The following is a 26,991-nucleotide window of genomic DNA, read 5'->3' on the forward strand; positions in this document are numbered from 1 at the left end:
CTCCCTGCCGGTCCGCGCACAGTCTCCGGTCATTGCCGGTTCCCTGATTTCTTGTCAGCCCGCCACGCTATGGGAGGGCGACGACAAGGTCATGACATGGGCCCGAACGAAAAACCGCGCGGACATGTCCGCGCGGCTTTCATTTTCGTCGATGCGACGTGGCGTGTCACTCCGCCGCCATCTCCTGCTCGTCCTCGTCGGTCACGAAGCCGCCGGTCTGGCGCGCCCACAGGCGGGCATAGAGCCCTCCCCTTGCGAGCAGCTCCTCATGGGTGCCGGTCTCGACGATCCGGCCCTTGTCCATGATGACCAGCCGGTCCATGCGGGCGATGGTGGACAGGCGGTGGGCGATGGCGATCACCGTCTTGCCCTCCATCAGCGTCTCCAGACTCTCCTGGATCGCCGCCTCGACCTCGGAATCGAGCGCCGAGGTCGCCTCGTCCAGCACCAGGATCGGCGCGTTCTTGAGGAGCACCCGCGCGATCGCGATCCGCTGGCGCTGACCGCCGGAAAGCTTCACGCCGCGCTCGCCCGTCTGCGCGTCATAGGCCGTGCCGCCCCGCGTGTCGACGAGATCGGGGATGAAGGCATCCGCGGAGGCAAGGCGGGCCGCCTCGAACATTTCCTCGTCGCTCGCGTCCGGACGTCCATACTTGATGTTGGCCCGGATCGAGCGGTGCAGCAGCGAGGTATCCTGCGTGACGACGGCGATCGTCTCGCGCAGGGATTCCTGCTGCACCTTGGAAATGTCCTGCCCGTCGATGGTAATCATCCCGCCTTCCAGATCGTAGAAGCGCAGGAGCAGGTTGACGAGGGTCGACTTGCCCGCGCCGGACGGGCCGACGAGACCGATCTTCTCGCCCGGCTTGACGACCAGCGACACATCCTCCACCGCGCCCTTGTCGCGTCCGTAGTGGAAGCGGACATGGTCGAAGTGGATCTCGCTGTCGGTCACCACGAGTTGCGGCGCATCGGGCACGTCGACCACCTGATGCGGACGCGAGATCGTCGTGATGCCGTCCTGCACCTGGCCCACATTCTCGAAGATGCCGGTGATCTCCCACATGATCCAGCCGGACATGTTGACGACGCGGATGACGAGACCCGAGGCAAGCGCGATGGCGCCGATCGTGATCGAGCCCGCCGTCCACAGCCAGACGGCCGTCGCGCCGATGCTGAAGAGCAGTACGGCGTTCAGCATGCCGACCGTGATCGTCATCTGCGTGATCGCCCGCATCTGCTCATGGAAGACGGCCGTGTGCTCGGTCAGCGCATCGCGGGCATAGGCGTCCTCACGGTCGGAGTGGGCGAAGAGCTTCACCGTCGGCATGTTGGTGTAGCTGTCGACGATGCGCCCCGAGAGCATCGAGCGCGCCTCCGACATCTCCGCCGACTTGCGCGCCACCCGCGGTACGAAATAGGTCAGCGCCAGGATATAGATCCCCACCCACACGATCATCGGCACGGCAAGGCGCACATCGGCGTCGAAAAAGAGCACGATGGCGCTGATCGTGTACATCATCACGAACCAGACCGCGTCCGCCGCCTCGGTCAACGAGCCGCGCAATGCCGGCCCCGTCTGGACGATCCTGTTGGCGATCCGACCGGCAAAATCGTTGGCGAAGAAGCCGATCGACTGCCGCAGCACCCAGCGATGGTTCTGCCAGCGCACGAGATTGGTGAAGCCCGGCGCGATCGCCTGATGGCGCATCAGATCGTGGAAGACGGTCGCAAGCGGCCGCGCGACCACGATCACCGCCGCCATCCAGAGGAAGTCGGTGCCATGATCGGCCCACAGGCGCTCCGGCGTCGCGTTACGCAGGATATCGACGACCTCGCCGATATAGCGAAACAGCGAGACCTCCAGCAGCGCGACGACAAGCCCGGTCGCCATCAGGGCGATATAGACCGGCCAGACCTGGCGCAGGAAGGACCAGTAGAAAGCGATCAGCCCGTCCGGAGGTTTCTTGACCTCATAGGGACGGAAGGGATCGATGATGGATTCAAACCAGCGGAACATGACCTTGAACCTTGGCGGGTCTCTGCCGGACCCGTTTTGCGGGGCGTTCCTCGCGGATCGGAACGATACCCCGACATGCGTCCCCCCGCGACCGCGCGAATGAAAATCCGTGGCCGGCGGGGGCGTCGGCTGGACGGTGCTCGTGTTTCGAAACGGGCAGGCTGGCCGCCGGGCACGCCGGCGAGTGAAAGATCCGCTTTCACTCGCCCGGCCCGGCCGGACATTCAGGCCTGCAACGATGAAAGGCCCGCGCCGCAAAGCGGGCGAACCTCACCGGACGGTCCCAAGCATCGCTTCTCGGGCCGCAGACCCCTGCACACAGAAATTCTTCGTTGTCACGCGCCGGAAAAATGCGCTCCAGCCACGAATACGCAGATTAGCACCCGGTTTGCGCTCATTTTGTGACGATAGCAGCGATGAATGTTGAAAGTCACGCACATAAATCGGCAGAGGCGGGACGACGCCCCGCCCCGTCAGGGATCGCGGGAGCCGCCTTGCCGCTCTCGCAAGTCTCTTCCTTCAATCTACCCGCACTGCACACCGGTGATCTTGCCGTCCGACCCGACGATGATGTTGAGACGGTTGGGATTATACTGGTTCGGATTGATTTCGCCCGGCGCCACGATGCGCACGGCGCGCGCGCCCGTCACCTTCTGGGCATTGACGATCACGCTCTGCGAATTCGTCTTGCCGACGATGCCGCTGGCGGCGCTCGCGTTGCAACTGCCGGCTCCACGCGACGGCGCGGCGGGCGCGGACGGTGCCGGCGTCGCGGGATCCGTTGCGGCGGTCTGGCTGCCGCCGTTGTCGCCGGCCGTTGAGCCCGGCGGCGGCGTGAACCGGCCGGGACGCAGGACCTGCTGGCCGCTCCCGCTCGCACCGACACCTGGAACGCTGTCATAAACCGTCGAACTGCCGGGCTGGCCGTAGACATCGTTGCCGGGAGTCTGCTGTTCGCGCGGCTGGCGCGCCAGCCGCTCCTGCTCCTGCCGGTAGAGCGCCTCGCGCCGGGCGGCTTCTTCCGGACTAATCTCGCCGGGCTGGCCGTAGGGATAATTGCCCTGATCGGGATAGATCATCGCCGGGCTCCGGTAGACACTCCGGCTGCGGGCCATGGCCTCGGCCTCCGGGCTGCCGATTTCAGGCACCGAGGCCGGCGGCACCGTCGAATTGTAGACCGGATAATAATTCTGGGGAGGCGTGGACACGCACCCCTGCAGCCCCGCCATCGCACCGACCAGAAGGACAAGCCCCGCCGATTTCCCGACCTTCCACGTCATGATACTTCAATCCCCACTCAAAGCCCCACAAGACGCCGCCCGGTCAGCCTCCACCGGGTGTCGCCTCCCTCAATCCCCATGATCCGCGTCCTGGCGCCGATCCCGGGCACTCAATGCAGGAAGCGCGTCAGCGTTCCGTCAGCCATGGAAACGGGTGCTTCTTCTTGCCCCGGCAATCGCTTCCACGGTTGAGATGAACTTCAGCTATAACCAAGCATCTTGTACGAGACTATGGCCACTTCCTTGAACACCGCGCCAGCCCCCATGTTGCACCTCGCGCTTTATCAGCCCGATATTCCGCAAAATACTGGAACACTGTTGCGTCTTTGCGCCTGCCTTGGCGTCAGCGCGCACATCATCGAACCGGCCGGCTTCGATGCTTCCGACCGGAACCTGAAGCGCGCCGGGCTCGATTATCTTCCACTCGTCTCGCTGACCCGGCATCTCGACTGGCAGGCCTTTCACACCTGGGCCAGGGCCGGCGGCCACCGCCTCGTGCTCGCCAGCACCAGGGCGTCCGAGCCCTATACGGCCTTCGCCTTTGCCCGGTCCGACGTGATCCTGCTTGGCCGCGAAAGCGCGGGTGTGCCGGAAACGGTTCACGAGGCGGCGGACGCGCGCGTCACCATTCCCATGCGGCCGGGACTTCGGTCCATCAACGTCGCCATGTCCGGAGCCATGATCCTCGGCGAGGCCCTGCGCCAGACCGGCGGCCTGACGCAGGTCGATTGACCTGATTTCACGCGGCGGCCTCAGGCCAGGTCATCGGCAGTTCGGTCCAAAGGCCGAAATCGCCGTCGACCTTCAGCCGCGCCAGCACTGACTGCGGGTCGATCCCCGCCGCCCGCTGCCAGGTCCTGACGCTCGATTTCGCGGCCTCCATCGCCGCAACAGTCCGCCATTTGACGATCGTCTCGATCACGAAGGCATCCCCGCTCGCCTGCCGTTCAACCACCAGATTGAGACCGCAGCCATCGCAATCGGACAGAAAAACATGCGTCCGGCGGATGATTTCAAGGAGTTCGGCCCGCGCACGCAACGGCCCCTTGAAGCGATCAATGCGGAACAGGGCATCGCCGTCGTCGGGATCGACGAGAGTCGGCCCGGAACGGTCCTCATTGTCCGCGATCCCATCCACGGGAGCCAGTTGGCTGAAAACGGTCGACGCCGGTCGGTCGTTGACGGACGAGGCAAGGAGCAGCGCGGCGAGTGACATGTCGGAACCTCCGAATTTGGCCCTTGATGGGCAGGAGGCACGGACGATAAAACCTCAAGCAAGATTGAGGTCAAGTCCCCGGAATCGGAATAATGACGCCGATAAGTCCCACCGCCGCACGCCTGCTCAGCGTCGGCGAAGTCGTCCGCCGCAGCGGCCTGCCGGTTTCGACGCTGCACTATTACGAGGCCGAAGGTCTCATTGGCGCTTTGCGCAGCGCCGGCAACCAGCGCCGATATCCGCGCGGCGTCCTGCGTCGTCTCGCCGTGATCAGGGTTGCCCTGCAAACCGGCATTCCTATCCGCAGGATCAAGGAGGCCCTGGCGCCTCTGCCCCGCGACCGGGCGCCCTCGGCGGAGGATTGGAAACACATGTCCGCACTCTGGCGCGACGATCTTCAGGCGCGCATCGACCAATTGACCCGATTGCGGGATCAACTCGACGGCTGCATCGGCTGCGGATGCCTGTCGCTCGCGGAGTGTCCGCTGCGCAATCCGGACGACATTCTCGCCGCGAAGGGGCCCGGCGCCCGGCTGCTCATGGCCGAAGGGGAGAGAGCGGCAGACGACGATTGCCGCTGAGACACCCGGCGGTCCCTCAATGCTCGTGCTCGCAGAGACCGTGGTCGGCGAGCGAGGCAATGACATAGCATTCGCCGACGTGGTCCGCGTGGCAGCCTCCGGCCATGCGCGCAAGTTCCGCCTCCAGCCGCTGCAACCGCGCGATCTTCTCCCTCACCCCGGCCAGATGATCTGTGATGATCCGGTCGGCGTCCTCGCAGGGCTCCTCCGGGTGAGCCGCAAGGCGCAGAAGATCGCGGATCGCCTCGATCGGAAGCCCGAGATCGCGCGCATGACGGATGAACGCGAGGCGTTCGAGATCATTTCTTGAATAGCGGCGCTGGTTGCCGTCCGTCCGCTCCGGCTTGGCCACAAGGCCCATCTGTTCATAATAGCGGATGGTCGGCACCTTGACGCCGGTGCGCTTGGCGAGATCGCCGATCGAAAACATCGCTGGCCCTCTTGAATCTCTAGTCACTAGAGCAATTAGGTTACGGAACGAACCAGTCAAGAGCCCAGGATCGGAAAGGATTTGACATGAGCGCCTGCTGCGGACACGACCACGCCCCGTTTGACGGAATGTCCGCGGACTATCGCCGCCGGCTCTGGATCGTCATCGTCCTTAACGCAAGCATGTTCTTCGTCGAGATGATCGCCGGTCGCCTTGCCGGATCGCAGGCGCTGCAGGCGGACGCCCTCGACTTCTTCGCCGATGCCGTGACCTACGGCATCTCCATGGCCGTCATTGGCAAGTCGATCCGCATCCGCTCCAGCGCGGCGCTGGCCAAGGGCATCAGCCTCTTTTTCATGGGCCTCTTCGTCTTCGGCTCCACCGTCTATCGCGTTTTCGTCGTCGGGGTGCCCGAAGCCGAGGTGATGGGCGTCGTCGGCTTCATGGCGCTTGCCACCAACGTCGCCAGCGTTCTCTTCCTGATGCGCTACAAGGACGGCGACGCCAACGTCCGCTCCGTCTGGCTCTGCTCGCGCAACGATGCCATCGGCAACGTCGCTGTCATGATTGCCGCGCTCGGCGTCTGGGGCACGTCCACTGGCTGGCCCGACCTTCTCGTCGCCGGCATCATGGCGGGTCTGTTCCTGACCTCGTCGTTCCAGATCGTGCGCCATTCCATCGCGGAGTGGCGCACCGGTGAAGTCGCAAGCAATCATGACCACGGGCATGCGCACGGCGAGACCTGCGGCTGCGAGCACGATCATGACCATGATGATCATCGTCACGACCACGGCACGGCTCCGGTAAAGATCCCGGCTGGCGAATAGCTCCACGATTTTTTCGAAAACCGATTCCCAGCCACGACCTGAATGCTCTAGAACGCCTCGCAAAGACGCACCACCGAAGTGGCGCGAACAAGACTGCGAGGCGTGCCGTGACAGACCCCAAATCCTTCGACGCCCCCCTGCCCGACGGGATCGACGAGAAGAAGGCGCGCGCCTCGGCCTGGTTCGCCAGGCTGCGCGACGACATCTGCGCGGCCTTCGAGACGCTTGAGCACACGGTCAAAGGTCCCCTCGCCGACCGTGAGCCCGGCCGCTTCGTGCGCAAGGCATGGGAACGCTCGGACCATTCGGGCGTCCCCGGCGGCGGCGGGGTGATGTCGCTGATGCATGGCCGCGTCTTCGAGAAGGTCGGCGTCCATGTCTCGACCGTCCACGGCGAATTCGCACCCGAATTCCGCGCCCAGATTCCCGGGGCTGCCGAAGACCCGCGCTTCTGGGCAAGTGGCATCTCGCTCATCGCCCACATGCAGAATCCCAACGTGCCGGCCGTTCACATGAACACCCGCATGGTGGTGACGTCGAAGCAGTGGTTCGGCGGCGGGGCCGATCTCACCCCCGTGCTCGACCGGCGCCGCACGCAGGAAGACCCCGACACCATTGCCTTCCACGAGGCCATGAAGGCCGCCTGCGAACCGCACGCCGTCGCCGACTACGACCGCTACAAGGCCTGGTGCGACGAGTATTTCTTCCTGAAGCATCGCAACGAAATGCGCGGGATCGGCGGCATCTTCTACGACTATCTGCATTCCGGCGACTGGGAGGCGGACTTCGCCTTCACCCAGGACGTCGGCCGCGCCTTCCTGTCCGTCTATCCGAAGCTCGTTGCCGCCAACATGGAAACGCCCTGGACGGACGAGGATCGCGAGGAACAGCTCATCCGTCGCGGACGCTATGTGGAGTTCAACCTGCTCTACGACCGCGGCACCATTTTCGGCCTCAAGACCGGCGGCAACATCGAGTCGATCCTCTCCTCGATGCCGCCCGTGGTGAAATGGCCATGAGAGTCTGATTTCAAGACCTTGGCCCCGTTCCCGGACTCAGTTTCAGAACCCAGAAGACGAGAAGAGGCCCGGGATATGAATCAGGTTCTCAGGAACGTGCCTTAACCTCTTCGGAAAAGGGAAGAAATTCGACCGGCGGGACATCCCGAAAATCGGACGAAATCCACTTCTCCTCGAGCGATTTCAGCGACTTTCCCAGCAAGGGCCCCGGCTTGCAGCCGGCAGCCAGAAGGTCGCCGCCGGAAAGCGGAAATTTTGGCGCCGCCCATGTTGCTGCGATGGCCAGGCGATCCGCCTCAACGGCCACCGCCTCCATCGCCGAGGCGAGGCGCAAGGCCGCTTCCGCCAGCCGATTGCCATGGCGGTAAACGGCAACCCGAAGCGCGTGCGGCATCGGCCGTGGCCCGAGACTGCGGGCAAGCGGCGGCAGCGCGGCCAGAAACGCACACTCCTGCCGCGACAGCCGCAGACGGTCCGTGACGCGGTCCGCATCCGTCTCCGAGAAGACGGCAAGGGCGCCGAGCGCCAGCATCGGATCGGGACGCTGCCCCGCCTCGCGCAGGCCTTCAAGGAGACGGCCGAGAACCGCCGGCCGGCCGATCCCGGCGATCACGGGACCGAGCAGACCGCACAGCTGCATGAGCGCCAGCGTCTCCGCCGCGCGCCGGGCAACCACGAGCTTGTGCATCTCCTGCCCGATGCGTTCGCGCGAGAGAACGTCGAAGCCGTGCCGCGCCCGGATCGAGGCCGAAAGCCCCTCGGCATCGATTGCGCCCTCGCCATAGGCGGCGTGGAATCGGAAGAAGCGCAGGATGCGCAGATAGTCCTCAGCGATCCGGTCGGCCGGACTGCCGATGAAGCGCACGCGCCGGTGATAGGCGTCCTCGACGCCGCCAACCGGATCGAACAGCGTCCCGTCGGCATCGGCATAGATGGCATTCATCGTGAAGTCGCGCCGCGTCGCGTCCACGATCCAGTCGGTAGAATAGGCGACGGTCGCCCGCCGGCCGTCGGTCGAGATATCGGAGCGAAGGGTCGTGATCTCGAAGGGCCGCCCCTTGGCAACCACCGTCAGCGTACCGTGATCGATGCCCGTCGGATGCACCTTGAAGCCCGCCGCCTCCGACCGTGCGGTCACCACCTCGGGCCGGGCATCCGTCGCAAGGTCGATATCGCTGACCGGAACGCCCAGCAGATGGTTGCGCACCGCCCCGCCGACGATGCGCACCTTCGTCCCCTCGATCGCGACGGCCTCGATCAGCGACTGTAATCCGTGTTCGGCCAGAAACGGGGCGCCGGCGATGGAGGTCGCCCGGCTGGCGGACCGCGGCGCCATCAGGCAAAGACCTGGTCGTAGAAGAGCCGCATGATGCCGCCGGTCACGCCCCAGATGCGCCGCCCGTCGTAGCGAATGGAATAGACTTTCCGTTCGTGGCCCTTGTAGTTCATCACCTCGAAATGATGGTTTTCCGGCGCCATCAGGAAGCTGAGCGGCACCTCGAAGACGTCCGCCACCTCGTCCGGATTCGGCGTCAGCATGGGGTTGGGTTCGACCAGCCCCACCACGGGCACCACATCATAGCCGGTCGTCGTGACATAGGCGTCGAGCTGCCCGATAGGTTCCACGAGGCGCCGGTCGAGCCCAATCTCCTCTTCCGCCTCGCGCAGGGCCGCACTGACGGGCCCGTCGTCTTCCGCGTCGATCTTGCCGCCGGGAAACGCGACCTGCCCGGCGTGATGCCTGAGATGATCGGTCCGGCGGGTCAGCAGCACGGTCGTCCCTGTCGCGTGCAGCACAAGCGGGATCAGCACCGCCGCCGGCCGCAGCGTCAGTCCCTCCATCAGCGGCCGCAGCGAGGGTTCCAGCACGTGGTCGCCCTGGCTGAACCGCACCGAACCGTCCACAGCCGAGATCGGATGCATCCGCGTCAATCGGGAGCGGATGTACGCCTCGTCAAAGGCTGCTGCCGGTCGGGTTGCATCGTCCATGCTCACATCGGCTCCTGTTCCAGGTCGATGGGGAAGAAGGCGCCCCCCGACCAGAATCCGTCCCGCCCCTCGTCGTCGTTGTCGACGAGATCGGCGAGATCGAAGGCAAGCGCCCGTGTCAGCCGCGCTTCTAGCCCCCGGCGCACCATGACATAGGGGACAAACGCATGCTCGGCATCCCCGGCAAAGCGCAGCGGATGATCACGATCGGCTGAAACGACATCGCCGAGATTGGTCCGGAAGGTCAGCACCTGATCCCGTCCCTTGCCTCCGGCATGCATTTCCACGGCCAGGAAGGGCACGTCCTCCACGCTGATCGTCATCTTTTCAACAGGCGTGACGAGCCGGTAGAGCCCGTCGTCGCCGCGCGTCAGGACGGTGGAAAAGAGGCGCACCAACGCATCCCGCCGGATCGGCGATCCCATGTAGGACCAGACCCCGTCGCGGTCGATGCGGATGTCGACCGGCCCGCAATCCGGCGGATTCCATTGCTCCACCGGCGGAAGACGGTCGTGACCGGGCGCCGCACGGCGCAAGAGGGCGGCAAGCGCATTGAGGCCGTCATCGTTACCGGAAAGCTTCATCGCGCGCTCGTCCTTCAGCAAATTTGAACATGGCCGCAAAAGAGCCGCATTGCGTCCGCCCACTGTTTTCATGTTCCATGCATATGGGCGTTCGCGAAACACACCTTCAATCCTCGCCGGCCTCCTTGCAGCGACCGGCGGCGATTGATGCACACCATTTTGCCCTCTTCCGGTTGAATGCCGCAATGCACCCGATGACGGCGGGCAAAGAAGGTGTGACAATCGATTTCACGATTCGCATGGCGTTTGCATGGGGGTGACGAAAGGCTTGCCCTCCCCATATTGAGTTGGGAGTATCGGCGGACCGCAGATATCATCTGGGCGAAGGAGCAGGAACATCATGAGCGCACCAGTCACCGGCATTCCCCTCGACGAAAGCGCCATCCTGGCCGAAGCCGAAGCCACGACGGCGCGCATCGTCGCCGCGCGAGAGGCCATCGCCAAGATCATCTTCGGACAGGAACAGGTCGTCGAGCGCTCGCTGGTGACGATCCTCTCCGGCGGCCACGGCCTTCTGGTCGGTGTGCCGGGCCTTGCCAAGACCAAGCTCGTCGAGACGCTGAGCACGGTGCTCGGCCTTTCCGAGCGCCGCATCCAGTTCACGCCGGACCTGATGCCCTCCGACATCCTCGGTTCGGAGGTCATGGAACAGGCACCCGACGGCAGCCGTGCCTTCCGCTTCATCAAGGGGCCAGTTTTCGCCCAGCTTCTGATGGCCGACGAAATCAACCGCGCGAGCCCCCGCACCCAGTCGGCCCTCCTGCAGGCGATGCAGGAGCATCATGTCACCGTCGCCGGCCAGCGCCACGACCTGCCGAAGCCCTTCCATGTGCTCGCGACGCAGAACCCGCTGGAGCAGGAAGGCACCTATCCCCTGCCGGAAGCCCAGCTCGACCGCTTCCTGATGCAGATCGACGTGCACTATCCGGACCGCGCTTCCGAGCGGCGCATCCTGATGGAAACGACGGGCGCGGAAGATGCCGAAGCCCAGGCGGTCCTGAACGGCGACGAGATCATGACGATGCAGCGGCTCGTCCGGCGCATCCCGGTCGGCGCCTCCGTGGTGGAGGCCATCCTCGACCTCGTCCGCGCCGCCCGCCCGGACACGGCGAAGGGCAAATACGCACCGGCCATCGCCTGGGGTCCCGGCCCGCGCGCCAGCCAGTCGCTGATGCTCACCGTCAGGGCCCGCGCCCTCGTGCAGGGACGCCTCTCGCCGTCAATCGACGACGTAAAGGCGCTCGCCGAGCCGGTCCTCCAGCACCGCATGGCGCTGACTTTCGCCGCCCGCGCCGACGGCATCACGATCCGCGATGTGATCGCCGACCTGACGGCAACCCTTGGATGACGCAAATGGCCGGACCCGGCGCCACCAGCAACCGGCCAGAGGTGCCGCTGACGCCCGCGATGACCGCGGACGCCCGGGCACTGGCCGCCGCCCTGCCCGATCTGCTGGTTGAGGCGCGCCAGGTCGCCAATTCGGTGTCCGTCGGCTGGCACGGCCGGCGCCGCGCCGGCGTCGGTGAGGATTTCTGGCAGTTCCGTCCGTTCAATTTCGGTGAGCCCGCCCGCCGCATCGACTGGCGCCGTTCGGCCCGCGACGAGCATCTCTATGTGCGCGAACGCGAGATGGAGACGGCGCACACGGTCTGGCTCTGGGCCGACCTGTCCCCCTCCATGCGCTATCGCTCGACGGCAAGCGGCATCTTCAAGCGGGATCGGGCTGTCATCCTCATGGTCGCGCTGGCCGAGCTTCTGGCCCGCTCCGGCGAGCGCGTCGGCCTCCTCGGCCATGGCCACGCGGTCGCAAGCCGCATGGCCGCCGAACAACTCGCCATGAAGATGTCGCACCTCGACGAGGAAACGCAGCGGCCGACGACGACCGGCGTCCGCCGCTTCCACGAGGTCGTCCTCTTCGGCGATTTCTTCGAGGACCAGAACGGTCTTGCCGCCGACCTCACGCGCCTTGCGGGCGCCGGCGCCAGAGTGCATCTGGTCCAGATCCTCGATCCGGCGGAAGAAACCTTCCCCTTTGGCGGACGAACCGAATTCCGCGATCCGGAAAGCGGCGAGCGCCTGACCGCCGGGCGTGCCGAGGCCTGGCGCGACCTCTATCTGGAAAAGCTCGCCGGACTGCGCGATCTGCTGCGGCAGGAGACGCGCCGACCGGGTTGGAGCTTCGTCGCCCACCATACTGACCGGGCGCCGTCCGAGGTCCTTCTCGCGCTGCATCAGCGACTGGCCGCCATGGCTCCCCATGCCGGCGTCGCGGGAGGGGCCGCATGAACCTCTTTCCGATCGCCTTCGCCGCGCCCTGGGCGCTCGCCGGTCTTCTGGCCCTGCCGGTTCTCTGGTGGCTACTTCGGGTGACGCCGCCCCGTCCGAAGCAGGTGATCTTTCCCCCGCTGCGCCTCCTGCTCGGGCTGAAGCTGGAAGACGAAACCCCGTCGAAGACGCCGTGGTGGCTGATCGCGCTTCGGATGTTCCTGGCCGCCTGCCTCATCTTCGCGCTCGCCGGGCCGGTCTTCCGTCCGCAGGCCGTGATCGCCAATGCCGGCGGTCCCTTGTGGATCGTGATCGACAACGGCTGGTCGTCCGCGCCCGACTGGACGGTCCGGCAGGCGACGGCGCGCGCCGCCATCGCCGAGGCCGCGAATGCCGACCGCCCGGTCCTCGTTGTCGCCAGTGCCGATGCCGCCTCGCAGGACTTGAGCCTCACCACGCCGGACACCGCCGAGACACGTCTGGCGGCCCTGTCTCCGCGAAGCTGGTCGCCGGATCGCGAGGCCCTGACCGCCGGCCTCGAAAAGGCGGCCGCCGAAAATCCGCCCGGCGAGATTTTCTGGATTGCCGAGCCGGTCGAGAACAAGACAGCCGCCGGCGACAGCACCAACGCCTTTGCCGGCAAGCTCGCCTCGATTGCGCCCGGAGCAACCCTGTCGATTGCCGGCGAAACCGTTCCGGCGCCTGTGATGCTGACGGGTCTTTCCCAGGATGGCGAGGCGCTCGTCGCCCACCTGCACCGCCTCGATGGCGCCAGCGTCGGCGTCGCCCGGTTGCGCTCGCTCGACCGCCAGGGCATCGCTCTCGACGAGCGCGATGTTGATTTTTCCGGCGAGGCGCTGACGACCGAGGCCCGCATCGACCTCCCGCAGGAACTGCGCAACGAGATCGCCCGCATCGAACTCTCAGGTGTCGATACGGCCGGTGGGGTGCAACTGCTCGACGACCGCTGGCGCCGCCGCAGCGTCGGCCTGCTCGCCGCCGCGCCGGGCGACCGCGCCCAGCCGCTGCTCTCGCCGGGCTACTTCCTGCAGAAGGCCCTTGCACCCTATGCCGACATCCGCGCGCCCCGTTCGCCGGAGATCGCCAAGGCCATCGACGGCTTCATCAACGACGGCGTCGCGGCCATCGTCCTCGCCGATGTCGGCACCCTCGGCAGCGAAACTGAGAGGGCCCTCGACGACTTCATGCAGAAGGGCGGCGTGCTGATCCGCTTCGCCGGGCCACGGCTTGCCGCAAGCGACGACCCCTTGGTGCCCGTGCCCCTGCGCCTTGGCGGGCGCACGCTCGGCGGCGCATTGTCGTGGGAAGAACCACAGAATTTGGCGGCCTTCTCCGGTAACGGCCCCTTTGCCGGCCTCGCCGTGCCCGACGACGTGACGGTCGAGCGGCAGGTCCTGGCCGAGCCCGGGCCCGATCTTGAATCCCACACATGGGCCACCCTTGGCGACGGGACCCCGCTGGTCACCGGCGCTGCACGCGGCGGTGGCTATCTCGTTCTCTTCCACGTCACCGCCGACACCACCTGGTCCAACCTGCCCATTTCCGGCTCCTTCGTGGAGATGCTCCGCCGGGGCGTGGCGCTCGGCCATGGCGGCGCCTCGATCAAGGCGTCGGGCGAAGGAGAAACGCTGCTGCCGCCGCTCACGATCCTCGATGGTTTCGGCCGCGTGACGACGCCCGGCCCGGACGTCAAGCCGCTGGCCCTGTCCGGCGTTGCCGACAAGCGGACGAGCCTCGAAACCCCGGCCGGCCTCTACGGCACCGACGACGGCTTCCGGGCCGTCAACCTGCTGCGGAACAATGACGATCTGGTCAGGACTGACACCAGTGGCTTTGCCGGCGCGCAGCGCGTCGGCCTTGCCGGCAACAGCGGCACCGAACTGGCCCCGAGCCTCTTTGCGATCGCCTTCCTCGTCCTTCTCGTCGATGCGATCGTGATGATGATCCTGACCGGCACGATCACCGTCGCGTCCCGCTGGACCGGCCGTGCCGCGACCGTTCTCCTCGCCGTCGGGCTCCTGGCCGGCCATGTCGACCCGGTGAAGGCGCAGGCGCTCTCGCCCGAGGACGAGAAGATCATGGCGGCGGTGACCGCCACGCGCATCGCCTACGTGACGACCGGCAATGCGGAAATCGACGAGGAAAGCGCTGCCGGCCTTTCGACGCTGGGCAAGTTCCTCGCAAGCCGCACCGCACTGGAACCCGGCGAGCCGGCCGCGATCGATCCGGCCACCGACGAACTTGCGGTCTACCCGCTGATCTACTGGCCTGTCGATCCGAACGGCCCGGCGCCGAGCCGCGAGGCCATCGAGAAGATCGATGCCTTCATGCGCAACGGCGGCACGGTGCTCTTCGACACCCGTGACCAGCTCCAGTCCATTCCCGGCAGCACCGGCGCTCCCGCCTCGCCTGCGGCCCTCAAGCTGAGGGAAATGCTTGCCGGGCTCGACATTCCGCCGCTGGAGCAGGTCCCGATGGACCATGTGCTGACGAAGTCGTTTTATCTGATGAATGACTTTCCCGGCCGCTATGTCGGCAGCCCGCTGTGGGTCGAAGCAAGCCTGCAGAACCCCGACAGCCCCGAACAGCCCGGCCGACCGGTGCGCGGGGGGGACGGCGTCTCCCCGATCCTCATCACCGGCAATGACATGGCCGGCGCCTGGGCGGCCGATGACGCGGGCAATTTCCTCTATCCGGTGGTGCCCGGAGATGCCCGCCAGCGCGAGATGGCCTTCCGCTCGGGCGTCAATATCATGATGTATGTGCTGACCGGCAACTACAAGGCCGATCAGGTGCATGTTCCCGCGCTTCTGGAACGGCTCGGACAGTAGTCCCGCGAGACGTCTCGCGAGGAAAGAAGGAATGCGATGGCCTGGAGCCTTGCCTTTGATCCATCCCTGAGCCTGTGGCTGATCGGCGCCGGTGCCGTTCTCGCGGCCATCCTCACCGGTTACGCACTGTTCAAGCGTCAACGCGGCGCACTTCTGCGGGGCCTCGCCTTCGCCGCGCTGCTCGCCGCGCTCGCCGATCCGTCTCTCGTCCAGGAGGAACGGCGCCCGCTGCCGAGCGTTGTCGCCGTCGTCTCCGATCAGAGCGCCTCGCAGCGGATCGATGGCCGCAACACCGACACCCAGACGGCAACGACCGCCCTCGTCGAGCGCCTGAAATCGATGCGCGGCATCGACGTGCGGGAAATCTCGTCCAGTTCCCAAGGAACCGACGGCACCGAACTCTTCGCCGATATCGCCAAGGGGCTGTCAGACGTGCCGCCGGACCGGATCGCCGGCGTCATCGCCGTCACCGACGGCGAGGTTCATGACATTCCCAAGTCCGCTGCCGACCTGCCGTTCCACGCACCGTTCCACGGGTTGATCACCGGCCACGCCGACGAGGTCGACCGTCGGATCTCCCTCGTTGTCGCACCGAAGTTCGGCCTTGTCGGCTCAACGCAGGAAGTACGCCTGAGGGTCGATGACGACGGCACAAGCGACAGCAATCCGGTCGAGGTGACGATCCGGCGCGATGGCGAGGAGATCGACCGGCTGGAGGCGATCCCAGGTGCCGACATGCCCGTCGCGCTCGATATCCCCCATGGCGGCGACAACATCTTCGAGTTCGAGACCCGGCCGCTCGATGGCGAACTCAGCCCGCTCAACAACAAGGCCGTCGCCATCATCAAGGGCATCCGCGAAAATCTGCGCGTCCTTCTGGTCTCGGGCGAGCCGCATGCCGGCGAGCGGACCTGGCGCAATCTTCTCAAATCGGACGCCTCGGTCGACCTCGTTCACTTCACCATCCTGCGGCCGCCGGAAAAGCAGGACGGAACGCCGATCAACGAGCTCTCGCTCATCGCCTTTCCGACCCGCGAGCTCTTCTCCACCAAGATCGACGAGTTCGACCTCATCATCTTCGACCGCTATCAGAGCCGTGGTGTGCTGCCGCTGCTCTATTTCGACAACATCGCCCAGTATGTCCGCAAGGGCGGCGCCATCCTGATTGCTGCCGGACCCGACTATTCCGGCACGGATTCGCTCTACGACACGCCGCTGTCCACCGTGCTGCCGGCAGCCCCCACCGGCGAGGATGTGACCGCCCCCTTCAAGGCGGCGATCACGGATATCGGCAAGCGCCATCCAGTGACGCGCGACCTTCCCGGCAGCCAGCAGACCCCGCCGACATGGTCGCGCTGGTTCCGCGTCATCGACACGACGCCGCTGGAGGGCGACACGGTCATGTCCGGACCGGATAATCGCCCGCTGCTGCAGCTCGCCCATGAGGGCGAAGGCCGCGTCGCCATGCTGCTGTCCGACAATGTCTGGCTCTGGGCGCGCGGTTTCGAGGGCGGCGGGCCCCATGTTCAGTTGTTGCGGCGGCTTGGCCACTGGCTGATGAAGGAGCCGGATCTGGAGGAAGAGGCTCTCAGGCTCTCCAGCAAGGCCGGCCGCCTGATCGTCGAACGCCAGACCCTCAGCGATACCGTCAATCCCGTGACCGTGACCCTGCCCGGCGGCGAGACGCGGCAGGTCGAACTGCAACCAGCCGAACCGGGTCTCTTCCGCGCCGAATTGGTGGCGCCGGAACTCGGTCTCTACGAGGCGAACGACGGGGAACTGAAGGCCCTCGCCCATGTCGGCCCCACCGATCCGAAGGAGTTCCGCCACCTGATCTCGACGACGGACCTGCTGAAGCCCGTCGCCGAGGAAAGCGGCGGCACGTCCCAGCGCATGCGCGAGTCGGCGGGTGACGCCGTCACCATTCCGCGCATCATTCCCGAGCGCGGGGCCTCGTCCTTCGGTGGCAGCGGTTGGATCGGCCTCAAGATGTCGGATGCCTACGAGGTCACCGGAATCTCGCGGATCCGCCTCTTCAGCGGTCTTCTGGGCCTTGCACTGCTGCTCGGCCTGACGGGCATGATGTGGTACCGCGAGGGCAGATAGGCCTGCCTAGTCGCGCCCTGTCCCGCCGACGACCTTGCCGGAAACCCCGTCGAAGGCCCCTCCGACCAGTTCGGCGTAAAGCAGCCGCGCGGGATCGACCGGACCCGGCATCTCGATGCGGCCGGGTGGCACGACGCGAAAGCCGAAGGGCCAGTAGTAGGGCAAGTCGCCGACAAGCAGCACAAGCCGGTGCCCCTCCTGGCGGGCGGCATCCATCGAGCGCCGCATCAGCATCTTGCCGATGCCCTTGTTCTTCAGGTGCGGCAGCACGGCCAGCGGTCCAAGCAGCAAGGCCGGCGTTGCCCCGATCTGGATCGGCGTCAGACGCACCGAGCCCACGATCTGCCCGTCAAGTTCGGCAACGCGGCCAACGCTCGCCTCCTGAGGAATCCCCTCGCGCAAGCGGAAGGCCGTGCGGGCATAGCGCCCCGGACCGAAGGTGATCTCGTGGATCGCTTCGATGTTGGCATCGTCTTCGATCTGCTCCAGCCGGCAAAGCGCCGGATCGGCAGGGCTGGCGATCGATTGGGAGGCGGAATCGGACGGCACGGGCGAAAATCCGGTGCCGCAACTGTCGGCGGTCTTCATGTCGATTAGGTCCGCTGGAATGAACGAGGGGGCAATTGGAGCCCGCACTTGCCAGCAGACCGAACGGGGCGGATCAGGAAACCACCGTGGGGTCGAGGTCAGCACGCGGGCAACGGCAGTCGAGCGGCTTGAAGCCACTCTCCGTGCATCGTCGTCGCAAAATCCGCGAAACTGAGATCATCATGCTGATCCGGAAATCCCATTCCCCGGCACCACGCCGGACGTGATCGCCTATCACACCGGGCCCTTGCGAACAAGCACGCTTTGTCGCGCTCCCTTCGCAAATCGAGACAGACTGTTCACCGCCGTTTCGTGAACCACCAATTGCGCTATATGAAAAGGCAACGAGCGCGCGGAACGCGGTTTGCCCCTCTTCCTGCCCCAACGGGCAATGAGCGACTGGTCGCAAGGCTCCGGGACTCCTCCCGGCGCAAGGGGCACTGCATTCCGCAACGAGGTTGGCAACGAAACGGGATCGGACCGGCGCAGGCCGCATCCGGCAAGAGGCGATTATGGGACTTCTGATTGACGGCGTCTGGCAGGACCAGTGGTATGACACCAGCAAGACCGGTGGCCAGTTCAAACGTGAAGCGTCGAAATTCCGCAACTTCATCACCGCCGACGGCAGCCCCGGACCGACCGGCGAAGGCGGCTTCAAGGCCGAGGCGAACCGCTACCACCTCTATGTCTCGCTCGCCTGCCCCTGGGCGCACCGGACGCTGATCTTTCGCGAGTTGAAGGGCCTGACGGACCTCATCTCGGTCACGGTGGTCGACCCGAAGATGGGCTCGCAAGGCTGGACGTTCCAGGAAGGCGGCGACCGCACGGACGACCCCAATTCCGATGCTCGCCGGCTCTATGAGGTCTATCTTCGCGCGGATCCTCAGATGACGGGCCGGGTGACGGTTCCCGTTCTCTGGGACAAGAAGACGAAGACCATCGTCTCCAACGAATCCTCCGAGATCATCCGCATGTTCGACGAGGCCTTCGAGGGCCTCACAGGTCACCCGCCCGAGACCTATCCCCGGGAGCACCGCGAGGAAATCGATGCGGTCAATGCGCGCGTCTACGACACGGTCAACAACGGTGTTTACAAGGCGGGCTTCGCGACCACGCAGGACGCCTACGAGAAGGCCGTCGTTGAGCTGTTCGAAAGCCTCGACTGGCTGGAAATGCGTCTTTCAAGGCAGCGCTGGCTGGTGGGCCCACAGCCCACCGAGGCCGACTGGCGCCTCTTCACGACGCTGATCCGCTTCGATCCGGTCTATGTCGGGCACTTCAAGTGCAACTTGCGCCGGATTGCCGACTATCCGGCGCTGCAGGACTATCTGCGCGATCTCTACCAGATGCCGGGCATCGCCGGGACCGTGAACTTCGACCATATCAAGACGCATTATTACTGGAGCCACACGACCATCAATCCGACGCGGATTATCCCGAAGGGACCGGTCCTCGATCTCGACGCTCCGCATAAACGCGACCGGGTGCGCGCGGCCTGACCCCTTGTCAGCCGTGCGTCCTGCCCGCGCCGAACAGCCCGTTTCCAACGCTACCAGCGATCGCTGTCGATCGGCTTTTGGCCCAACGCTTCGGCAATACGCTGGCGCGTCGCCTCTGAGGTGTCTTCCGGCAGTTCGTCGAAGTCGAAGAACTGCGCATCCCGGATCTCGAAACTCGGAGCGATCTCCCTGATGCGATGCCATTGCCCCGGCCGGGAGCGGAACACGGCCACATGGTCCCGGTTCGCAAAGGCCTGATGAAAGTAGAGGGCAACGAATTCCGGTGGAGAATCCAGCGCGATACCGGTTTCTTCCTCGACTTCGCGCGACACGGCCTCGGCGGCGGATTCTCCCGGATCGACCGCCCCGCCGGGCAGGTGCCAGCCGGGCAGATAGCCATGGCGCACAAGCAGCACTCCCCGATCGGACAGCACGACACCGCGGACGCCGAGGGTCACGCCGTGACGCACGCGCCCGTATAGCGACCTGAGATGCGCGTAGACGAAGCGACCGTTCCCACGCCCGGACTTGACCATTTTTTCATCAATCCTTGGTGATGATTAATTGTTGTAATTATTAAATTTTTCGTGATGACGCCCATGCGTGGCGCGCATTGCTGCCCAGCATTTGCGCATCTTCTGTCCGCGCCGATTTGGACCTATATCAACCCTGCCAGCAACGATAGGCGATGCCTGTTGTTGGTATGGCTTCCAATTCAACAACCCTAGAAGATACTCATCATGTTGTCCCTGCTTCGTCGTCAGCCCGCCGCCCTGCGTCGTTATACTTGGTCGCCGGCGATCGATCTGACCAACCCGCGCATTCTCGCATCTCTGCTGGCCCTTTACGCCCGCTGATCGGCGAGCGCTGCGACAGTGCCCCTGCCAGGTCCTGACACCGGGAGGCAGGGTGAGCCATCGCAATCCGGAAGCCTCGTCCGTCACGGCGGACATGGTCCATTCCGTAGTTCCAGTTGCAACGGACCGCGTCCCTGGGCCTAGGAGCCTTGGTTGACGCGGTCCGTTTTTTCTTGCTCGGCGCTTTACGATCACCCAAGGCTCGGCTAAGGCCTCAAGGATGTTTCGTCTCGCCCATCTGTCCGATCCGCATATCGGCCCCATTCCCGCTCCCACCTTCTCCGAACTCGCGAGCAAGCGGGTGCTCGGCTACATCAACTGGAAGCGGAACCGGGCAACCTCGCTGCGCGGCGACATCCTGCTGCGCCTGATTGCCGAAATCCACGCCCGGACGCCGGACCATATCGCCGTGACCGGCGATCTCGTGAACATTGCCCTGAAATCCGAACTGGAGCCCGCCCGCGCGTTCCTGGAATCGCTCGGACCATCTTATGATGTATCTGTCGTTCCAGGCAACCATGACGCGTACGTGCCCGGCGCACTCGCGCGGGCCACGGAAGCCTGGGCCCCCTATATGTGCGGCGACGGCGAGCGCAAACCGATGTGGCCCTATGTCCGCCGGCGCGGCGACGTCGCCATCATCGGCACCTCCAGCGCACGCGCCAGCGCCCCCTTCCTCGCAACGGGCACCTTCTCCGACCGTCAGCAGCACGGTCTGGAGGAAGCGCTCAACCAGTTGCGCAAGGAAGGCCTCTTCCGCATCATACTCATCCATCACCCCCCGTTTCAAAGGGCGACGACCTGGCACAAGCGTCTCATCGGCGCGTCGAGGGTTCGTCAGGCGATCCGCCGCTGCGGCGCCGAACTCGTGCTGCACGGGCACACGCACCTGCCGACCCGCATGACCATCGAAGGACGCGACGGCGCAGTCGACGTCGTCGGGGTCAGCGCCGCGAGCCAGGAGCCCGGCGGCCACAAGCCGCCGTCAGGTTATAATCTGTTTGAAATCGAGCGCCGGGGCAACGAAGGCTGGAACCTGCAGCACACCGAATGGCGCTTCAGCGCACGGACGGGCACCTTCGAGGATCTGGCCATTCACACGACAAAAATCGCGCGGCAATTCGCACCCGACTGAACAGTTCGCCACAGGATGCGAAAATGATTCGGGCAAGGGCCCGGCAGGGCCCTTGCGGTCAGGCCGGAATGCGGAACCAGGCAAAGGCCATCAACGCCGCAATCCCAAGAGCAGCGCCGAGCACAAGCAGCAGCAATCCCCAGAGCATGTTGCGTCCTGCGGGCTTCGCCTCGCTCGCCGCCACGGTGCTCTCGTCCAGCCCGCCCATGGGCACGAGGCGTTTCTGCACATAATCGACCTCGAGCAATTTTTCCCGCTCCACGAGGCGTTCGGCAAGGTAGTTGGTCACCGCGTCGGCGATGTCGTCCATGTCCGCCGTCTCGTGGAGCGTGGTGCGCCCGAGACGCGTGTCCTTCAGCAGCCGGTAACTGCGCCGGTCCCGGCCGATCACGACATGCGTGGTCGGATCGAGCCAGAGGCGCGGCGGCGTACCGGGCATGATCTTGAGGACGAAGTAGCCGTCGTCGAGAGGCACTTCGCCGAAGACGCCATCGAGTTCCTCGGCCAGGAGCATCAGCCGCGCCCGCTCCGCCTCGAAAAGATCGGCGAAAGCGTCGACCCGGTCGGCCTCGGCGATGCGCACCCTCCTCACCGCGTCGGACAAGCGGCGTACCTTCTTGGCCTCGCCGGTCGTTTCGTTCAGCCCATCCTGCATTCCATATGCTCCCGAAAACCAGGTCGAATCGCTGCGTTCAAGCCGCTCCTGCCAGTGACATCGAAGCTGGTCCGCGCGGATTCAAACAAATAAATCAACGCCGCATCTCGGCCGCGCAGGTCACCTGCCCGGTCTTTCGAAGCATCGGTCTGCGCTTGAAATTCGGCCTCGGGCCAAGCGGCAGCCATGCCAACCCATCACTGTATATTAAGCGAAAATTTACGCTGTTGGCGAGCAAATTGCTCATGGCCGGATGGCCACCGCGATCTTTTTTCACGTCTTTGTCAGCAGTGTGATCCTGCCACCGCTTATTTCACCTGCATCGGCAATCCGGCAACGACGAAGTAAACGCGATCGGCCAGTGCCGCCACCTTCTGGTTGAGCCGCCCGGCCTCGTCGCGAAAGGCGCGCGCCAGCGCATTGTCCGGAACGATGCCAAGCCCCGTCTCGTTGGCGATCAGCACGACGGGCGAGGCACAATCAGCAAGCGCCGCGACCAGCCTGTCGGAATGGTCGCCGACACTTTGGCCGGCAAGCAGGAGGTTCGTCACCCAGAGCGTCAGGCAGTCGACGAGGATCGGCACCCCGTCGCCGCTTCGGGCACGGATGGCGTCAGCCAGTGCCAGCGGTTCCTCGATGGTCACGAAACGATCGGCCCGGTCGGCCTGATGCTGCCGGATCCTGAGCGCCATTTCCTCGTCATGCGCTTCGGCTGTTGCGAGAAAGACGCCTCGGCCATGGCCGAGGCCTTCGGCCATCCCGAGGGTCAGCCGCTCCCCGAACGCCGTCTTGCCGGAGCGCGCGCCGCCAAGCACCAGAGTAACGCCCGCCCGGGCTTCCTCGGACATGTGGTTCAGCCTTCAACAAGGATCGGATGGAATGCCAGCCGTCGCGGCTGGCAGCGTGGTTCAACGAACATCCAAGGCAAACTGCAACGGATGGCCCGATGACCGGAAGGGCACGGCACAGGTTGTCCCCATCAAACATCGACGAGGACGTCGGTCAGCCGGAGGCCGCCTCCCGCCCCTCCTCATCGGCCGACTCGTCGAGCACGTAGCCGCCGCGGGGGAGTTCCAGCGTGAACACGGCTCCCTGCCCCGGATGTCCTTCGGCCTGGATCTTCCAGCCATGCCGTTCGCAGGCCGCCCGGCAGATGGCAAGACCGATGCCCGTGCCGGGAAACTCGCTGCGATTGTGAAGCCTGGTGAACGGCTCGAAGATCTTCTTCGCATGCTCGTTTTCGAAGCCGATGCCATTGTCGGCCACCTCGATCGACAGCCTCCTGCGCGGGAGCAATGAGACCTTGATGTCGATCTCCGGCGGCACGCCGTCCCTAGCGTATTTGATCGCGTTGGTCACCAGATTCTGCAGGATGTGGTCTAGAAGGAGACGGTCGGCGAGCAGTCGCACGGACGGGCCGGACAGCCGGATAATGGCGCCGCTCTCCGATATCGACTGCGACAGCGTGAACTGCACGTCCTGGATTGCCTGAAGCAGATCGCATTCCGTCAGTTCCACGCGCCGGTTCGAGGCTCTCGAATAGGCCAGCAGATCGGACACCACACTGCGCGCCCGCAGGGCCGCATCGCGGACGACATCGGCCGCATAGTGGACATCCTCCGCCTGGCCATGCGCCAACGCCTCGCGCAGCATGTCGGCGTAGAGCACGATCTTCCTGAGCGGCTCCTGCATGTCGTGCGACGCAATATAGGCGAACTGCTCAAGGGATTCGTTTGCCCGCACCAGCGTTTGCTGCTGCTGTTCCATTGCCCGCCGGGCCCGGTTCCGCTCGGTGACATCGACGACCTGATTGTAAAAGAGCTGCTGATCGGCCAGAGGATCGTCGCCCTGCTTGAGGGAGACCTCCGCCTCGATGATCGTCCCGTCCTTGCGGACATAGGAAACGTCCAACTCGCTGATCAATCCGCCACAGCGATCCAGTTCGGCCCGCCAATCCATGGCCGCGAGACGCTGGCGCGACTCCTCGTCGACGAATCTCCAGGCTTCCATGCCGATGGCTTCGTCCCGCGTGTAACCCAGTTTCTTCAGCCACGCGTCGCTTGCATCGACGAGACGAACCTGCGCATCGACGATGAACAGCAAGGCCGGCGCACCACGGAAACTGCGAAGGAAATACTGCTCGCGCAGGGCGGCCTCGGCTTGCGCCGTCTCCAGTTCGGCCGTCCGTTCCTTGACCTTGCGTTCCAGATCGCCGCGCATGGCTGCCAGTTCGAGGTTGATCGCATCATTCTCCGCCACACGCCGGGCGAGCTCGGCATTGACGCGCGTCATGTCATCGCGGCTCGGCAACAGGACGAACCTTGGCAGCATCACCCAGAACAAGACCGCCGCGATCCCCACGAGCAGCGCCGAGACCAGACGCGCGAGGGTCGAACTCCAGTGGAGAGGCTGCCACATGGAAGCCGCGTCCACCGCGAAGGTGATGGCGAGCGCAAGAAACAGCAGACCGAAGAGCGCGAAGACGCCCGCGAAGGATCGCTCGAGACGCCGGCGGAGAAAGACGGCAAATCCGACGCAGAGAAGCAGGAGAAAGAAGGCGATCAGGGATTCGGTAACGACGTGAACCCAGACAAGGGTCGGATCCCAGCCCATCGTCGCGCCGCGCGACAGCACCTGTTCGCCGGCCGCACCGTTCACAGCCAATCCTCCGAGGAAATGGCGCGCGCCCTGCTCCACGGCCCCGATCCGTGCCTGCAAGCCGCCGGTCCACCGGGCGCCGGCATGGCCGCCGCCGGGCCGAAGCGGCTACGAACCCATGCATGGCCCCGGACTGCCCATTTCGAATTCACTTGATCACACATGACGGCTCTGTTGCCTCGGGAGGTCCGCGTCTTTCTGGCGGTTGCTGCCATCGCCACGGTTCGTCGATGGCTTGCCGAGTTCGAAATAATGGCAAGTCCGGCACGCACGCAGAATTCAAGGCTGCACACACGACAACTATCGGACCTCGAACACGATTTTTATCATAGCAAATCAGGAAATCGAAGCATCCGACAGAATACTGACGTCACGAGAACTTGGTCAGGTTGAGGCGGCATCTCTCGCGATCGGACCGAGGACTGGCGCCCGGTTCGGGATTTTTCCGCGCCTTCGAAGCCCTTCGCTACGACCGCAGCGCATCGATGAGGGCAATACGCCGCACCGTCGTCTCCCCCATCACCTCGGTGACGGCGGCAATCACCGCCTCCATCAGCCCCAGAAGCGCCACCATGGAATCCCATCGCGAGGGAACGGGAACGCGCGCCGCAAGCACATGCCGGGCATGGCGGGCGACGGGGGAAAGCCACTGGTCGGTGACGAGGATGATGGTCACGCCCCGCTCGGCGGCGGCCTGGGCAAAAAAGGCAAGGTCTTCCTGATAGCGGCGAATGTCGAAGATCACCAGAACGTCGCGGGCCCCCATGTCGAGAAGCATGTCGCGCCAGTTCGACGTCTGTCCGCTGACATGCGTGACCCCCGGCCGGACAACGCGCAGATGGGCGGCGGTGTGGGCCGCCAGCGCGTCCGAAAACCGTCCGCCGACGGTATGGACCGGACGACGGGCATCGCCGAGCAGCTTGACCACCGCATCGAATTCGGATGTCGGAACGCGATCGAAGGTCTCGCGGATATTCTCGATGAGCGCATCGCGAAAGACGTTGAACGGGCTGCGCTCGGCCGCATCGACCGCCGACTGGTAGCCCGCCTTCATCAGGGGCGACTGGCTCTGCTTGTCGAGTTCGTCGCGCAGCGATCGCTGGAAGTCCGGATATCCGGAAAAGCCGAGCCGCGCGACGAAGCGGAGAATCGTCGGCGCGCTGACGTTGGCCCTGCGGGCAAACTCGGCCACCGTCTCCAGTCCGGCGATCGGGTAGTTGGCCAGGAGCACATGGGCAGCCTTGCGCTCGGTCGGCGTGAAAACCTGCAGATCGTTCCTGATCCGCTCGGCAATCGTCTCCTGATCGGCCATGCAGCAACCTTTGTCGGCGTGTGTGAGAAAGCAGTCCCCAAAACGCAGCATCTTACCACCGGCGACGGATCACAAGATGCAGCGAGGGATCGTCGGCCGGCATTGCACATCAAAGCGACATACATTGCCATGTGCGTAACGAACATTACATGTGTTGACTGTAGACCGCGATCTGGCAATTCTGGAACAGAAGCCCTTCCCGAAGCCCGCTGGACAGAAGTCCGCCCGCTTCACCGAAATCGCCCACCGGTATCCAGTCTCCGCCTCAAAAAGGTCGGGACCGTTTCGCGCGTCGCGATGAAAAGACAAGAAGGCCAGAGGAAAGAATATGGTCGCGCAGCCATCGTCAGCCCCGTTCGCCATCGAAAATGCCGATGGCACGGCCCCGTTTCTCATCGTCTGCGACCATGCGAGCAACGCGATCCCGGCCCGTTTCGCCAATCTTGGTCTGACCGAACAAGAGCGCGCCGACCATATCGCCTGGGACCCGGGCGCACTGGCGGTGTCCCGTCACCTGTCGAAACTCGCCGACGCACCGCTTTTCCGATCGACCGTCTCGCGCCTCATGCTCGACTGCAACCGCCCCGAAACATCGGCGACGCTGATCCCCGACGTCAGCGAAACGACGGTCATCCCCGGCAACACGAATCTGAGCCCGGAAGAGCGGGCCGAACGGATTGCCGAGTTCCATCGGCCCTATCACGATGGACTGACGCAGTTTGTCGACGAGCAGCTTGCCAGGCGCCACGGCAAACCGCCGGCGGTCGTTGCCATCCACACGTTCACGCCCGTCTACAAGGGGGAGCGCCGCGACCTTGAAATCGGCGTTCTGTTCGACAAGGACACCCGGCTCGCCCTGCCGATGCTCGACGATCTGAAGTCCCTGGCTGGCGTCGATGCCCGCGCCAACGAGCCCTACAGCCCCGCCGACGAGGTCTATTACACCCTGGATCGCCATGCCGTGGCACGCGGTCTTGCCAATGTGATGATCGAGATCCGCAACGACACGATCCCCGGCGAGGCCGAGGCGAACATCTGGGCCAAACGGCTGAAGACCGCGATCGATCATGCGCTCGCGACCTGCCAGGCATGAGCCCGGCGCGAGATTGAAACAAGAT

Annotated in this window: 24 protein-coding genes; 11 read left to right on the plus strand and 13 right to left on the minus strand. The window is 65.0% G+C overall.

Going from position 1 to position 26,991, the window contains the following annotated elements:
- Window positions 1-166: 166 nt before the first annotated feature.
- Entirely contained in the window at window positions 167-2,020 is a 1,854-nt protein-coding gene (locus HDIA_RS15090) for an ABC transporter ATP-binding protein (protein ID WP_099556911.1), read from the minus strand.
- Between the two features lie 524 nt (window positions 2,021-2,544).
- On the minus strand, window positions 2,545-3,300 hold the full coding sequence (locus tag HDIA_RS15095) for an I78 family peptidase inhibitor (RefSeq protein ID WP_099556912.1): 756 nt from the start codon (window positions 3,298-3,300) through the stop codon (window positions 2,545-2,547).
- 231 nt (window positions 3,301-3,531) lie between these two features.
- Here HDIA_RS15095 and HDIA_RS15100 point away from each other — a divergent pair, with 231 nt between their 5' ends.
- Complete coding sequence (locus HDIA_RS15100) at window positions 3,532-4,032, plus strand: tRNA (cytidine(34)-2'-O)-methyltransferase (RefSeq protein WP_245883885.1); 501 nt, start codon at window positions 3,532-3,534, stop codon at window positions 4,030-4,032.
- A gap of 7 nt (window positions 4,033-4,039) precedes the next feature.
- On the opposite strand, the gene HDIA_RS15105 is transcribed toward HDIA_RS15100, so the two are convergent.
- Window positions 4,040-4,516, minus strand: coding sequence for a hypothetical protein (locus tag HDIA_RS15105; RefSeq protein WP_099556914.1), 477 nt, complete (start codon window positions 4,514-4,516; stop codon window positions 4,040-4,042).
- A 92-nt stretch (window positions 4,517-4,608) separates the two neighbouring features.
- Here HDIA_RS15105 and soxR point away from each other — a divergent pair, with 92 nt between their 5' ends.
- Entirely contained in the window at window positions 4,609-5,097 is a 489-nt protein-coding gene (gene soxR, locus HDIA_RS15110; RefSeq protein ID WP_099556915.1) for a redox-sensitive transcriptional activator SoxR, read from the plus strand.
- 16 nt (window positions 5,098-5,113) lie between these two features.
- On the opposite strand, the gene HDIA_RS15115 is transcribed toward soxR, so the two are convergent.
- On the minus strand, window positions 5,114-5,527 hold the full coding sequence (locus HDIA_RS15115; RefSeq protein WP_099556916.1) for a MerR family transcriptional regulator: 414 nt from the start codon (window positions 5,525-5,527) through the stop codon (window positions 5,114-5,116).
- Between the two features lie 86 nt (window positions 5,528-5,613).
- On the opposite strand from HDIA_RS15115, the gene HDIA_RS15120 reads away from it, so the two are divergent.
- A complete protein-coding gene (locus HDIA_RS15120) occupies window positions 5,614-6,354 on the plus strand; it encodes a cation efflux transmembrane domain-containing protein (RefSeq protein WP_099556917.1) in 741 nt (246 codons plus the stop codon).
- A gap of 107 nt (window positions 6,355-6,461) precedes the next feature.
- Window positions 6,462-7,373 carry an oxygen-dependent coproporphyrinogen oxidase gene (hemF, locus tag HDIA_RS15125; RefSeq protein WP_099556918.1) on the plus strand — a complete coding sequence of 304 codons (912 nt, stop codon included), beginning with the start codon at window positions 6,462-6,464 and terminating at the stop codon, window positions 7,371-7,373.
- Window positions 7,374-7,461: 88 nt separating this feature from the next.
- Here hemF and HDIA_RS15130 read toward each other — a convergent pair whose 3' ends face one another.
- Genes HDIA_RS15130 through HDIA_RS15140 form a run of 3 tightly spaced genes read right to left on the minus strand, consistent with a single transcriptional unit; the run spans window position 7,462 to window position 9,946 of the window.
- Window positions 7,462-8,709, minus strand: coding sequence for a CCA tRNA nucleotidyltransferase (locus tag HDIA_RS15130; RefSeq protein ID WP_099556919.1), 1,248 nt, complete (start codon window positions 8,707-8,709; stop codon window positions 7,462-7,464).
- Window positions 8,709-9,362, minus strand: a complete 654-nt coding sequence (locus HDIA_RS15135) for a CoA pyrophosphatase (RefSeq protein ID WP_099556920.1) — start codon at window positions 9,360-9,362, stop codon at window positions 8,709-8,711. Before HDIA_RS15135 ends, HDIA_RS15130 begins: the two co-directional genes overlap by 1 nt.
- 2 nt (window positions 9,363-9,364) lie before the next feature.
- Window positions 9,365-9,946 (minus strand): DUF1285 domain-containing protein, encoded by a 582-nt coding sequence (locus HDIA_RS15140; RefSeq protein WP_099558932.1) that lies wholly within the window; start codon window positions 9,944-9,946, stop codon window positions 9,365-9,367.
- 340 nt (window positions 9,947-10,286) lie between these two features.
- Here HDIA_RS15140 and HDIA_RS15145 point away from each other — a divergent pair, with 340 nt between their 5' ends.
- Genes HDIA_RS15145 through HDIA_RS15160 form a run of 4 tightly spaced genes read left to right on the plus strand, consistent with a single transcriptional unit; the run spans window position 10,287 to window position 17,169 of the window.
- Window positions 10,287-11,294 carry an AAA family ATPase gene (locus HDIA_RS15145; protein ID WP_099556921.1) on the plus strand — a complete coding sequence of 336 codons (1,008 nt, stop codon included), beginning with the start codon at window positions 10,287-10,289 and terminating at the stop codon, window positions 11,292-11,294.
- 5 nt (window positions 11,295-11,299) lie between these two features.
- Entirely contained in the window at window positions 11,300-12,232 is a 933-nt protein-coding gene (locus HDIA_RS15150; RefSeq protein ID WP_099556922.1) for a DUF58 domain-containing protein, read from the plus strand.
- A complete protein-coding gene (locus tag HDIA_RS15155; RefSeq protein WP_099556923.1) occupies window positions 12,229-15,063 on the plus strand; it encodes a DUF4159 domain-containing protein in 2,835 nt (944 codons plus the stop codon). Before HDIA_RS15150 ends, HDIA_RS15155 begins: the two co-directional genes overlap by 4 nt.
- 36 nt (window positions 15,064-15,099) lie before the next feature.
- A complete protein-coding gene (locus tag HDIA_RS15160; protein ID WP_099556924.1) occupies window positions 15,100-17,169 on the plus strand; it encodes a hypothetical protein in 2,070 nt (689 codons plus the stop codon).
- Window positions 17,170-17,175: 6 nt separating this feature from the next.
- Here the strand turns inward: HDIA_RS15160 and HDIA_RS15165 are convergent, their stop codons facing one another.
- On the minus strand, window positions 17,176-17,757 hold the full coding sequence (locus tag HDIA_RS15165; protein ID WP_099556925.1) for a GNAT family N-acetyltransferase: 582 nt from the start codon (window positions 17,755-17,757) through the stop codon (window positions 17,176-17,178).
- Window positions 17,758-18,269: 512 nt separating this feature from the next.
- Between HDIA_RS15165 and HDIA_RS15170 the strand changes: the two genes are divergently transcribed.
- A complete protein-coding gene (locus HDIA_RS15170; protein ID WP_099556926.1) occupies window positions 18,270-19,256 on the plus strand; it encodes a glutathione S-transferase family protein in 987 nt (328 codons plus the stop codon).
- Window positions 19,257-19,306: 50 nt separating this feature from the next.
- Here the strand turns inward: HDIA_RS15170 and HDIA_RS15175 are convergent, their stop codons facing one another.
- Entirely contained in the window at window positions 19,307-19,792 is a 486-nt protein-coding gene (locus HDIA_RS15175; RefSeq protein ID WP_197708033.1) for an NUDIX domain-containing protein, read from the minus strand.
- A gap of 541 nt (window positions 19,793-20,333) precedes the next feature.
- Between HDIA_RS15175 and HDIA_RS15180 the strand changes: the two genes are divergently transcribed.
- Window positions 20,334-21,248 (plus strand): metallophosphoesterase family protein, encoded by a 915-nt coding sequence (locus tag HDIA_RS15180; RefSeq protein ID WP_099556927.1) that lies wholly within the window; start codon window positions 20,334-20,336, stop codon window positions 21,246-21,248.
- Between the two features lie 58 nt (window positions 21,249-21,306).
- Here HDIA_RS15180 and HDIA_RS15185 read toward each other — a convergent pair whose 3' ends face one another.
- From HDIA_RS15185 to HDIA_RS15200, 4 genes are all read right to left on the minus strand, one after another.
- Window positions 21,307-21,903: a hypothetical protein gene (locus HDIA_RS15185; protein WP_099556928.1), complete on the minus strand. Its 597-nt coding sequence runs from the start codon at window positions 21,901-21,903 to the stop codon at window positions 21,307-21,309.
- Window positions 21,904-22,211: 308 nt separating this feature from the next.
- Entirely contained in the window at window positions 22,212-22,751 is a 540-nt protein-coding gene (gene cobU / locus HDIA_RS15190) for a bifunctional adenosylcobinamide kinase/adenosylcobinamide-phosphate guanylyltransferase (RefSeq protein ID WP_099556929.1), read from the minus strand.
- A 154-nt stretch (window positions 22,752-22,905) separates the two neighbouring features.
- A complete protein-coding gene (locus HDIA_RS15195; RefSeq protein ID WP_157775676.1) occupies window positions 22,906-24,621 on the minus strand; it encodes a sensor histidine kinase in 1,716 nt (571 codons plus the stop codon).
- Window positions 24,622-25,027: 406 nt separating this feature from the next.
- On the minus strand, window positions 25,028-25,873 hold the full coding sequence (locus HDIA_RS15200; RefSeq protein ID WP_099556931.1) for a MurR/RpiR family transcriptional regulator: 846 nt from the start codon (window positions 25,871-25,873) through the stop codon (window positions 25,028-25,030).
- A 328-nt stretch (window positions 25,874-26,201) separates the two neighbouring features.
- On the opposite strand from HDIA_RS15200, the gene HDIA_RS15205 reads away from it, so the two are divergent.
- A complete protein-coding gene (locus tag HDIA_RS15205; protein WP_099556932.1) occupies window positions 26,202-26,966 on the plus strand; it encodes an N-formylglutamate amidohydrolase in 765 nt (254 codons plus the stop codon).
- Window positions 26,967-26,991: the final 25 nt, after the last annotated feature.

The organism is Hartmannibacter diazotrophicus (assembly GCF_900231165.1).
Lineage (GTDB): Bacteria > Pseudomonadota > Alphaproteobacteria > Rhizobiales > Pleomorphomonadaceae > Hartmannibacter > Hartmannibacter diazotrophicus.